An 11,972-nucleotide genomic window follows, 5' to 3' on the forward strand; every position below is an offset into this window, starting at 1 on the left:
CCGCCTGTCACTCCCCCGTCTCCCCCCTGAGTCGCTTCACCTCCCCCCGCGCCTTCTTGGCCTTGAGGCGCCGCTCCACGCTGCCCTTGGTGGGCCGGGTCGGGCGGCGTTTTTTGGGGGCCACCGTTGCCCGCCCAATCAGCTCCGCCAGCCGCTCGCGCGCGATCTCCCGGTTCCTTGCCTGGCTCCGCGTCTCCTGCACGAAGATCACCACCGTGCCCTCTTTCGTCCAGCGCTGACCGGCCAGACGTTTCAGCCGCCGTTTCACCGGGTCGGGCAGGTTCGGGGACCGCTCCGCCTCGAACCGCAGTTCCACCGCCGTGGACACCTTGTTCACGTTCTGCCCGCCGGGGCCGGAGGCGCGGATGAAGCTCTCCGTCATTTCCCAGTCGGCAATCGTGATCTGGTCGTTGATCCTCAGCATTTGGGCGTTCCGTATGCACGGGGGGTGTACGGGGGGTGTACAGGGGGTGCACGCATGGCGCCCCCCTGTTTTATGCCAAAAGGGCCGCCCCGGGGCGACCCTTTTTACCGGGATCGGATGGGGTCAGGGCGCATCTGTTGCGGGCGTCAGGATCGCGTCGAAAAAGCCCGCCAGCCCCTGCCTGTCGCTCAGCGGGAGCACGTTGGCGATGTATTGATCGGGGCGCACGACGATCATGCAGCCCTGCACCCGGTCGATGCCGCGCATCTGGTAGATGTCGCCCAAGCCCTTGTGATCCAAGCAGAAAACCTTCTCGTGGTCTTGCAGGCCGAGGCGGCCCTTGAGGGGTTTGAGCAGCGGCGGCATGTGCTCCAGCGCGATCTGGTCGAAGCGGCCCTGGAACACCGCGCGCAGGTCGATCAGCGCGTCGATATCCTCGCCCGCGCGCCGCGTCTTCACGATCGGAGAGCCCGGATCGCTGCCCAGCCACTCCACCAGCCCAAGCGCCTCCGAAGGATTTTCCCCCGCAAAAACAAAAACCCGCCACCGCCCATCCGCCAAAGCCACATGCCCAAGCTGCATTTGCATGGCGTCGGCGACGCGGACGACGGGGGCGGAGTGGAAGCGGCGGCCGATTTCCTGGCCGGTTGCAAGCGCCTGGTGGGTGGGTTCGGCGGTCAGCGTGGAGGGGTCGTACCTGACCGCGAGCCCGCCCGTGAAGATCAGGTTCTCGATGAACTGCTTCTGGAACCGGGGCATGCCGGCGCCGTCCAGCTCCGACTGGCCTGGAGGTGCCGACATGATCCGGGCCCACTGATGGTCGGTGTCGATCAGCCGCTTGGCCTCGACCCATCTTTCCCTGGAGTAACTCCGCAGCAAGCTTGCATCGGCCCGGCCTTGCAGCACATGGGCCAGCTTCCAACCCAGGTTGAAGGTGTCCTGCATCGACACGTTCATACCCTGGCCGGCCTTGGGGCTGTGGGTGTGGCAGGCATCACCCGCCGTGAATACCCGGGGATTGCGGTCTTCATCGTCGCCCACGTCGTCGAAACGGTCCGTCAGGCGGTGCGCGATTTCGTAGATCGACCACCAGACGACTTCCTTCACGTCGATCGTGTAGGGGGCCATGATCCGGTTCGCCGCGGCGATCATGTCATCTGCCGAGAAGTTGCGCGCCGACACCCGCTCATCGGGGTTGAGCTTGTCCAGCTCCACATACATGCGGAAGAGATAGCCCCCCTCACGCGGCAGGATCAGGATGTTGCCCTCGGTCGACGAGGTGATCAGGCATTTCTGGCGCACATCGGGGAAGTCGGTATTGGCCAGGATATCCATCACGCCCCAGGCCTGGTGCGCGGCGTCACCGTGCAGCGTGCCGCCGATTGCCTTGCGCACATTCGAACGCGCCCCGTCGCAGCCCACGACGTAATTGGCGCGAAGGGTCCTGGTTTCGCCAGCATTCACGCCGGTGTTTTCCAGCGTCACCGCCACGGGGTGATCGTCGGTCGAGGGGTCCACAACCACGTCGCGGACCGCCCAGGAGTAGTCGGGCTCCAGCTTGGACGGAGAGTTGCGCATCACGTCGAGGAAGAGTTCGTGCACGCGCGCCTGGTTGATCAGGGTGTGGGGCATTTCCGAGGAATCCTCGGGCACGTCCTGCACGCGGCCGATGCGCCGGATGTGTGAGGGGTTCGCAGGATCTGGTGACCAGAACGCGGTCTGGTTCACCCAGTAGCTTTCGCGTTTGACCTTTTCGCCAAACCCGAACGCCTGGAACATCTCCATGGTGCGCGTGTTGATCCCGTCTGCCTGGCCCTTCTCGATCGGGCCGGGCTTGGGGTCGACGATCATCGTTTCTATCTCGGGGAACTGGGAAAGCTGCGCTGCCAGACAAAGCCCCGCCGGGCCACAGCCAGCGATCAGGACGTCCACCTTTTCGGGCAGGGGGTCATGCGGGCCACGATAGCGCCGCCCCGGCGCCGCATCCGCAATATCCGGGTCGCCGCCCCGAAAGCCATTCAGGTAGAACTGCATTCCCATTCCTCCAAGGTATATGCGGACACTTAGTAACCATGCTTATCATATAGAGTCAATGTAGTAAGTAGGCATACTAAATGGGCAGATCAGGTCACCTCCCATATGTGCCAAGCAGGCTGGTGGATCAGATGGAATAATCGTCGATCAGAGCGTTTGGCTTGGCGAAGGCTTCAAGAGTGGCCTGCTGGTCAATTTGCACGCGGTTGCCGTCGACCGACACGCCATAGGCCTGAAGGGACTTGAAAGCGCGGCTCAGGTTTTCCGGAGTCATTCCAAGAAGCGAGGCCATGCGCCGCTTCTCAAATGGAAGCTCAAAGCTCGCCTCTCCGCCAGAGTAGCCCTGTTGGCGAAGCAGGTAGTTTGCGAGACGTTCCAGCGAGGAGCGCAGCTTCAGATCCTTTTGGGCCTTCACCACGCTTCGGTAGCATTGCGCCAGTTCGGCAACGATGGTGCGGGCAAATTCGGCATCTTCGTCGAAGATCGCTCGCACATCCTGGCTTGGGATCAGCGCGATGCGGCTTTTCTCGATCGTTCGGGCCGACATCAGGTAGGGGGCATCGCGAATCGTGGCAGCGAGAATGAAGGTCGAAACCGGCCGCACCGTGGCCATGCTGGTTTCACGCCCGTTCCACTCGGAAAAGAGTTCCACCGAGCCGGATAGAACCACATGCAGGAAGTCGCTCGGGTCTCCTTCGGAGATGAGTTCGATCTGCGGCGGGAAATTCTGGACATAAGACCCCCGCATGAGCGCGCGAAACTTCTCGGCGTCCATCTGCGCGAACAGGTTCAGGGCCCGGACTTCCGGGTAGTAGGACTCGGGCATCCGGGAAAACTGCCTTTCATTGCCGCTTGATAAATATCAATCGGAAGTCTCACTGAGGTCAAGCTGTCGATTGATAGAGTTCACCATAATCCTTGACGCAGACCACCCCGCGAAGTGACATCTTTCATTAAGTCATTTATTTTTAACAAAAATTCCTGATTTCTGATCCAGATCAAGTTTTTCGATCCGGTTCGGACACAACGGTCGCAACAGTCTAGAGTGGCGGGGATCGACCCGCCCAGAATGGAGGGATCGTGATGGAACTGGAAAACAAGGCCACGGCGTTGTGGTCGAATTTCCTGAACGTGAAGATGCCCCAGATCAGGACGTTCCACATGACGTGGTTCGCCTTTTTCTCGTGCTTCTTCGCCTGGTTCGGCATCGCCCCGCTGATGGCGGTGGTGCGGGATGAATTGCAACTGACGCCAAACCAGATCGGCTGGGCCATCATCGGCTCGGTCTCGATCACCATCTTCGCGCGTCTCTTTATCGGCTGGCTCTGCGACCGGATCGGGCCGCGGAAATCCTACACCTGGCTGCTGATCCTCGGGTCGCTTCCGGTGATGGGGATCGGCCTGTCGTGGAACTTCGAAAGCTTCCTGCTGTTCCGGGTTCTGATCGGCGGCATCGGCGCGTCTTTCGTGATCACCCAATATCATACCAGCGTGATGTTCGCGCCGAACGTGGTGGGGCAGGCCAATGCGACCTCGGCCGGTTGGGGTAACCTGGGCGGCGGTGTCACCCAGTTCGTCATGCCGCTGCTGTTTTCGGTTTTCGTGGTCGGCTTCGGCTTTTCGGAAGCGATCGGTTGGCGCCTGTCCATGGTCGTCGTTGGCGTCATCATCTTCCTAGTCGGCATCGCCTACTACTTCCTGACCCAGGATGCCCCCGACGGCAATTTTGACGACCTGCGCGCCAAGGGCAAGATGGGCGAGAAAAAGCAGGTCACCGGCGACTACATGCAGGCGCTGAAAGACCCGCGGGTCTGGGTCCTTTTCGTAATCTACGGCGCCTGCTTCGGGATCGAGCTGACCGTCAACAACGTCGCCGCGCTCTACTTCGCCGACTATTTCGACCTGAGCCTTGTTGCGGCCGGGTTCGTGGCGGCCTCCTTCGGCCTGATGAACCTCTTCGCCCGGACCCTTGGCGGCATCTTCGGTGACAACTTCGGATCGCTGTGGGGTCTGCGGGGCCGCGCCTTCTGGCTGTTCATCTGTCTTCTGTTCGAAGGCATCGCCCTGATGATCTTCAGCCAGATGCAGGTGTTGTTCCTGGCCCTGCCCGCGCTGATCGTGTTCTCGCTCTTCACCCAGATGTCGGAAGGCGCCACCTACTCGGTTGTTCCCTTCATCAACAAGAAGGCGCTTGGGGCCGTGGCTGGCGTGGTCGGCGCTGGCGGTAATGCCGGGGCGGTTCTGGCAGGCTTCCTGTTCAAGAACATGATCGACTGGAGCCAGGCCTTCCTGATCCTCGGCATCGTGGTGACCTGTGCATCCTTCCTGGCCTTCTTCGTCCGCTTCTCGACGAAACAGGAAGACGAACAGCGCGCCGCCTTTGCCGCCGCCAATATCGAAACCCTGCGCAAGCGGGCCGAGAAGGCGAATGCCGCGCTGGAAGAGGGCCTGAGCGCCATCGCCTCCAAGCGCCAGGCCGGGTCTCAACCCGCCGAATAACAACAACGCCGGGGCGGCCGTTAGCCGCCCCACCCCCCTTCAACCACGCCACACCGGGAGGATTACCCCATGGCGATTTCACACGCACAGAACGGGCAGGTTGGCCACACGCTGACCGACTGGCGCCCCGAAGACGACGGCTTTTGGACCGAGAAGGGCCATGCCATCGCAACCCGCAACCTCTGGATCTCGATCCCCAACCTTCTGCTGGCCTTCTCGGTCTGGATGGTGTGGTCGGTTGTCGTGGCGAAGATGCCGGCCATCGGCTTCAACTTCTCGGTCGGCGAACGTTTCTGGCTGGCCGCCCTGCCGGGCCTGTCGGGCGCCACGCTGCGCATCTTCTACAGCTTCATGATCCCGGTGTTTGGCGGGCGTCTTTGGACGACCCTCTCGACCGCTTCTCTGTTGCTGCCCGCAATCGGCATCGGCATGGCGATCCAGAACCCGGAAACGACCTATGTCACCTTCCTGATTCTGGCGCTGCTGTGCGGCTTCGGTGGAGGTAACTTTGCTTCCTCCATGGCCAACATCGCGTATTTCTACCCCAAGAAGACCAAGGGCAATGCGCTTGCCCTGAACGCGGGTCTTGGGAATGCGGGTGTGTCCGTGATGCAGTTCGTGGTTCCGATCGTCATCACCATGGGCGTCTTCGGCGCTGTCGGCGGCGAGCCGCAGACCCTGTCGGATGGAACGCAGCTGTGGTTGCAGAACGCCGGCTTCATCTGGGTGCCCTTCATCGCGATTTCCGCGATTGCCGCCTGGTTCGGCATGAATGACATCGCCGATGCAAAAGCGTCTGTGGGCACGCAGCTTTCGATCCTCAAGCGCAAGCAGAACTGGATCATGTGCATCCTCTACACCGGCACCTTCGGCAGCTTCATCGGCTATTCCGCGGGCTTCCCCCTGCTCATGCGAACGCAGTTCCCCGAAGTGGACGTGCTGCAATACGCCTTCCTCGGGCCCCTTGTTGGGGCGCTGAGCCGCGCCGCGACCGGTTGGATTTCCGACAAGTTTGGGGGTGGCCGTGTGACCTTCTGGGTGTTCCTGGGCATGATCATCGCCGTCTTCGGTGTGCTGCAGTTCCTGCCCTCCACGCCTGAGGCCGCCGATGGCAGCTTCTGGGGCTTCTTCGCCTGCTTCATGGCGCTCTTCTTCCTGACCGGCGTGGGCAACGCGTCGACCTTCCAGATGATCCCTTCGATCATGAAGCAGGAAATCCCGCGCCTTCTGCCGAAACTCGATGCCGCCGACCAACAGCGTACGATCGAGCGCGAGAGTTCGGCCATCATCGCGTTCACGTCGGCGATCGCGGCCTATGGGGCCTTCTTTATCCCAAAAGCCTACGGCACCTCGATCAGCATGACCGGCGCACCGCATGGCGCACTGTGGGGCTTCCTGATCTTCTACGCGGTCTGCGTGGTGATCACTTGGGCTGTCTACAGCCGCAAGAACGCACCCGTGCCCTGCTGAGACCCTGACAGCCAGCCCGCGCGTATGCCGGACATGCGCGCGGGCCAGCCACCCCAAGGAGAGTTGAGATGAGCCATCTGCTCGACAGACTGAACTTCCTTCAGTCGAAGGAACTGGAAAGCTTCTCGGACGGCCACGGACAGGTCACCCGTGAAAGCCGCGACTGGGAGGACACCTACAGAAACCGCTGGCGACACGACAAGGTCGTGCGCTCGACCCACGGGGTGAACTGCACCGGATCCTGTTCCTGGAAGATCTACGTGAAATCCGGGATCGTGACCTGGGAAACCCAGCAAACTGACTATCCGCGCACGCGGCCCGATCTGCCCAACCACGAACCACGCGGCTGCGCTCGTGGGGCAAGCTACAGCTGGTATCTCTATTCCGCCAACCGGGTGAAGAACCCGCTGGTGCGCGGCAAGCTGATGAAGGTCTGGCGCAAGCTGCGCAAAACCAAGACGCCGATCGAAGCCTGGACCGCCATCCAGTCCGACCCGATCCTGCGTCAGGGCTATGTAGAAACGCGCGGCAAGGGCGGCTTCGTGCGCGCCACGTGGGACGAGGCCACCGAGATCACGGCCGCCGCCAACGCCTACACGGTCAAGACCTACGGCCCCGACCGCGTCTTCGGCTTCTCACCCATCCCCGCCATGTCGATGGTCAGCTACGCGGCCGGCAGCCGGTATCTGTCGCTCCTTGGCGGCGTCTGCATGAGCTTCTACGACTGGTATTGCGACCTGCCGCCCGCATCCCCCATGACCTGGGGGGAACAGACCGACGTGCCGGAATCGGCTGACTGGTACAACGCGGGCTACCTGCTGCTGTGGGGCTCGAACGTGCCGCAAACGCGCACGCCCGATGCCCATTTCTATACCGAGGCACGCTACCGCGGCACAAAGTCTGCCGTGATCTGCCCCGACTATTCCGAAGCGGCCAAGTTCGGTGACGTGTGGCTCAATGCTAAGCAAGGCACCGACGCGGCGCTGGCGATGGCCTTTGGCCACGTGATCCTGCGCGAGTTCCACCTCGACCACCAGGCCGAGTATTTCGAAGACTACTGCCGCAACTATTCCGACTTCCCGATGCTGGTGAGGCTGGAGGAAAAGGACGGCCGCCTTGTGCCGGGACGTTTCCTGCGCGCCGACGATCTGGACGGCAAGCTCGGGGAAGATAACAATCCCGAATGGAAAACCGTTGCCTGGGATCGCAGTTCCAAGGGGCTCGTCGCGCCCAATGGCTCGATTGGCTACCGGTGGGGTGAAGACGGTGAATGGAACCTGGAAGCCAAGGCCGACGGGGCCGATACGCACCTGGCCATGTCCTTTGTGCTGGACAGCGACCACGATGACGTGGTGGGCGTCGACTTCCCCTATTTCGGATCTGGCGCGACCGAGTTCTTCTCGACCGGTGACGACCGCCCCGACGTGCTGACCCGCAATATCCCGGTCAAATCGGTCAAGACTGCCGATGGCGAGATCAAGGTGGCCACGGTCTTCGACCTCTTCTGCGCCAACTATGGCCTCGACCGGGGCTTGGGTGGTGATTGGGTGGCCAAGGGCTATGACGAGGACGTGCCGGGCACGCCTGCCTGGGCCGAGAAGATCACCGGCGTTCCGGCCGACAAGATCATCCACGTGGCCCGCGATTTCGCGCTCAATGCCGAGAAGACCAAGGGCAAGTCGATGATCATCATCGGCGCGGCGATGAACCACTGGTACCACATGGACATGAACTATCGTGGCGTCATCAACATGCTGGTGATGTGCGGTTGTGTCGGTCAGTCCGGCGGTGGCTGGGCGCATTACGTGGGCCAGGAGAAGCTGCGCCCGCAAACCGGTTGGCAACCGCTGGCCTTCGCGCTCGACTGGGGCCGTCCGCCGCGCCACATGAACTCCACTTCCGCCTGGTATGCCCATACGGACCAGTGGCGCTACGAGACCTTGACGGCGGGTGAAATCCTGTCGCCCACGGCGCCCGAGGGCGATTGGGACATAAGCCTTATCGACTACAATATCCGGGCCGAACGGATGGGCTGGCTTCCCTCTGCCCCGCAGCTCAAGACCAACCCGCTGGAGGTGGCGAAAGCTGCGAAAGCGGCTGGAAAAGAGATCCCTGCCTATGTGGCCGAGCAGCTGAAATCGGGCGACCTGGAAATGTCCTGCGAGGACCCGGACGCGCCGGAAAACTGGCCGCGTAACCTGTTCGTGTGGCGGTCCAACCTGCTTGGGTCCTCGGGCAAGGGGCACGAGTATTTGCTCAAGCACCTTCTAGGCACCGATCATGGTGTGCTTGGCAAGGACCTGGGCGAGGAAGGCGGACAATTGCCGAAGGAAGCCAAGTGGCATGACGAGGGACCGCGCGGCAAGCTCGACCTTCTGGTCACCATCGATTTCCGGATGAGCACGACGGCGGTCTATGCCGATATCGTGCTGCCCACGGCAAGCTGGTACGAGAAGAACGACCTCAACACCTCGGACATGCACCCGTTCATCCACCCGCTTCAGGCGGCCGTGGACCCGGCCTACGAGAGCAAGTCGGACTGGGAAATCTTCAAGGCCATCGCCAAGAAGTTCCAGGAGGTCGCGCCGGAAGTCCTGGGTAAGGAAACCGACATCGTCGCGCTGCCCATCCTGCACGACACCCCGGCGGAGATCGCCCAGGACCAGGTCAAGGACTGGAAGAAGGGCGAATGCGACCTGATCCCGGGCAAGACCGCGCCGAACTACGTGCCGGTGGAACGGGACTACGGGGCGATCTACGACCGCTTCGTGGCGCTCGGGCCGCTCATGGACAAGGTCGGCAACGGCGGCAAGGGCATCGCGTGGAACACCGAGCACGAGGTGCAGCACCTGCGCGAGCTGAACGGTGAGTGGCAGGACGGGCCCGCAAAGGGCTGCCCCAAGATCGTATCGGATATCGACGCGACCGAGGTGATCCTGATGCTGGCGCCGGAAACCAATGGCGAGGTTGCCGTCAAGGCCTGGGGCGCGCTGTCCAAGGCTACGGGGCGCGACCACACCCACCTGGCGCTGCCCAAGGAAGACGAAAAGATCCGCTTCCGCGATATCGCTGCGCAACCGCGCAAGATCATCAGCAGCCCCACCTGGTCGGGGCTGGAAAGCGAAAAGGTCTGCTACAACGCGGGCTACACCAACGTCCACGAACTGATCCCCTGGCGCACACTCACGGGACGCCAGCAGCTTTACCAGGATCACTTGTGGATGCGGGCGTTCGGCGAAGGCTTCATGTCCTACCGGCCACCGGTCGATCTCAAGACCATAACCGGAGAGGTCAACACCGACGCCCGCGACAACCGCCCCCACGTGGTGCTGAACTTCATCACGCCACACCAGACATGGGGCATCCACTCCACCTATTCCGACAACCTGATGATGCTGACGCTGAACAGGGGCGGACCGGTGATCTGGATCAGCGAGAACGACGCCAAGCGCGCCGGGATCGTCGATAACGACTGGGTTGAGCTTTACAACACCAACGGGGCGCTCACGGCCCGTGCGGTGGTCAGCCAGCGCATGAAGGATGGAACGACCTTCATGTATCATGCCCAGGAAAAGATCGTGAACACGCCAGGGTCCGAAAAGACCGGCAAGCGCGGCGGTATTCACAACTCGGTCACGCGGGCGGTGCTCAAGCCCACCCACATGATCGGCGGCTATGCCCAGCAATCCTACGGCTTCAACTACTACGGCACCGTAGGCGCCAACCGCGACGAGTTCGTCGTCGTCCGCAAGATGGAAAAGGTCGACTGGCTCGACCGTGAAGCGACCGCAAAGGAGGCTGCGGAATGAGAGTTCGTGCGCAAATTGGCATGGTGCTGAACCTCGATAAATGCATCGGGTGTCACACCTGTTCCGTCACCTGCAAGAACGTTTGGACCAGCCGCGAAGGTGTTGAATACGCCTGGTTCAACAACGTCGAAACCAAGCCCGGCACCGGCTATCCCACGGACTGGGAAAACCAGAAGCGCTGGAACGGGGGCTGGGAACGGACCCGGGGCGGCAAGCTGCAACCCAAGCAGGGGTCGAAATGGCGGATTCTGGCGAATATCTTCGCCAATCCCGACCTGCCCGAGATCGACGATTACTATGAGCCGTTCGACTTCGACTACGACCACCTGAAATCCGCTCCGGAAATGGAGGCGTTCCCGACGGCGCGCCCTCGTTCCAAGATCACCGGAGAGCGGATCGAGAAGATCGAAAAGGGCCCCAACTGGGAAGAAATCCTGGGCGGAGAGTTTTCGAAGCGATCCGAGGATTACAACTTCGAGGGCGTGCAAAAGCAGATCTACGGCGAATACGAGAACACCTTCATGATGTATCTCCCGCGCCTGTGCGAACACTGCCTGAACCCGGCTTGTGCCGCGTCCTGTCCCTCGGGTGCGATCTACAAGCGCGAGGAAGACGGGATCGTCCTGATCGACCAGGAAAAGTGCCGTGGCTGGCGGATGTGCGTCAGCGGCTGCCCTTACAAGAAGGTCTACTACAACTGGTCGACCGGAAAATCCGAGAAATGCACGCTGTGTTATCCGCGCATCGAGTCGGGCAATCCGACCGTGTGCTCGGAAACCTGCGTGGGCCGCATCCGTTACCTGGGCGTGATGCTCTACGATGCCGACAAGATCGGCGAGGCGGCGAATGCGCCGTCGGAGAAGGAGCTTTACGACGCACAGCTTGATGTCTTCCTCGACCCCAATGACCCGGTGGTGATCGAAACCGCCCGGGCCGATGGCATCCCCGAGGACTGGATCAAGGCCGCGCAGGAAAGCCCGGTCTGGAAGATGGCGATGGAGTGGAAAGTCGCCTTCCCGCTGCATCCGGACTACCGGACGCTGCCGATGGTCTGGTACATCCCGCCACTGTCACCCATCCAGAATGCTGCCCAGGCTGGTGCAATCGGGGCCGACGGCGACATGCCCGATGTGCGCAGCCTGCGCATCCCGCTGCGCTACCTCGCAAACATGCTGACCGCAGGCGACGAGGCCCCGGTGGCCCAGGCCCTGGAACGCATGCTGGCCATGCGCGCCTATATGCGGGCCAAGACCGTGGATGGGGTGAACGACGAGGGCATTGCCGCGCGGGTGGGCCTGTCGGGCCGCACCATCGAGGACATGTACAAGATCATGGCCCTGGCTGACTACGAGGATCGCTTCGTCATCCCGACCACGCATCGCGAACAGGTCGAGGAAGCCTACGACCTCAAGGGCGGCTGCGGGTTCACCGATGGCAATGGCTGTTCCACGGGCATCTCGAAGGGGTCTCTCTTCGGTGGCTCCAAACGACCCCTGAAAATGCCCGAGGAGGTGCGCTGAGATGGACCGGACATTCAAGGCCCTGTCACTGATCCTGAGCTACCCGACCGAGGACCTTCAGCGCGCCATGCCCGAGATCGCGGGTGTGCTGATCGCCGAACCCCGCCTGACGGCGGCGGCGCGGCGCGACCTCAGCCCCTTGCTGGAAGAGTTGGAGATGCTGGACATCTACGAGTTGCAGGAGCGTTACGTGATGCTCTTCGATCGCTCGCGGAC

At 62.0% G+C, this 11,972-nt stretch carries 7 protein-coding genes and 1 pseudogene; 5 read left to right on the forward strand and 3 right to left on the reverse strand.

What is annotated here, in order from left to right; translation table 11 throughout:
- Positions 1–7: 7 nt before the first annotated feature.
- The 3 genes from arfB to ACEQXV_RS12910 all read right to left on the reverse strand — a co-directional run bounded on the left by arfB (position 8) and on the right by ACEQXV_RS12910 (position 3,284).
- Positions 8–424 (reverse strand): alternative ribosome rescue aminoacyl-tRNA hydrolase ArfB, encoded by a 417-nt coding sequence (arfB, locus tag ACEQXV_RS12900; protein ID WP_370269545.1) that lies wholly within the window; start codon positions 422–424, stop codon positions 8–10.
- 123 nt (positions 425–547) lie between these two features.
- A complete protein-coding gene (locus ACEQXV_RS12905) occupies positions 548–2,458 on the reverse strand; it encodes an FAD-dependent monooxygenase (protein ID WP_370269546.1) in 1,911 nt (636 codons plus the stop codon).
- A 127-nt stretch (positions 2,459–2,585) separates the two neighbouring features.
- Positions 2,586–3,284: a cyclic nucleotide-binding domain-containing protein gene (locus ACEQXV_RS12910; RefSeq protein ID WP_370253772.1), complete on the reverse strand. Its 699-nt coding sequence runs from the start codon at positions 3,282–3,284 to the stop codon at positions 2,586–2,588.
- Positions 3,285–3,541: 257 nt separating this feature from the next.
- On the opposite strand from ACEQXV_RS12910, the gene ACEQXV_RS12915 reads away from it, so the two are divergent.
- The 5 genes and pseudogenes from ACEQXV_RS12915 to ACEQXV_RS12935 all read left to right on the forward strand — a co-directional run.
- On the forward strand, positions 3,542–4,957 hold the full coding sequence (locus tag ACEQXV_RS12915; protein ID WP_370253771.1) for an MFS transporter: 1,416 nt from the start codon (positions 3,542–3,544) through the stop codon (positions 4,955–4,957).
- A gap of 69 nt (positions 4,958–5,026) precedes the next feature.
- Entirely contained in the window at positions 5,027–6,427 is a 1,401-nt protein-coding gene (locus tag ACEQXV_RS12920) for a NarK family nitrate/nitrite MFS transporter (protein ID WP_370253770.1), read from the forward strand.
- 68 nt (positions 6,428–6,495) lie between these two features.
- The gene (locus ACEQXV_RS12925) at positions 6,496–10,236 is read left to right on the forward strand and encodes a nitrate reductase subunit alpha (RefSeq protein ID WP_370269548.1); all 3,741 of its coding nucleotides are present in this window, start codon (positions 6,496–6,498) and stop codon (positions 10,234–10,236) included.
- Positions 10,233–11,756: a nitrate reductase subunit beta gene (gene narH, locus ACEQXV_RS12930; RefSeq protein ID WP_370269549.1), complete on the forward strand. Its 1,524-nt coding sequence runs from the start codon at positions 10,233–10,235 to the stop codon at positions 11,754–11,756. Before ACEQXV_RS12925 ends, narH begins: the two co-directional genes overlap by 4 nt.
- A gap of 1 nt (position 11,757) precedes the next feature.
- Positions 11,758–11,972: pseudogene (locus ACEQXV_RS12935) on the forward strand (nitrate reductase molybdenum cofactor assembly chaperone); the annotation flags it as partial.

Origin of the sequence: Nioella sp. (assembly GCF_964229645.1) — a bacterium.
In the GTDB taxonomy this organism is placed as follows: Bacteria; Pseudomonadota; Alphaproteobacteria; order Rhodobacterales; family Rhodobacteraceae; genus Nioella.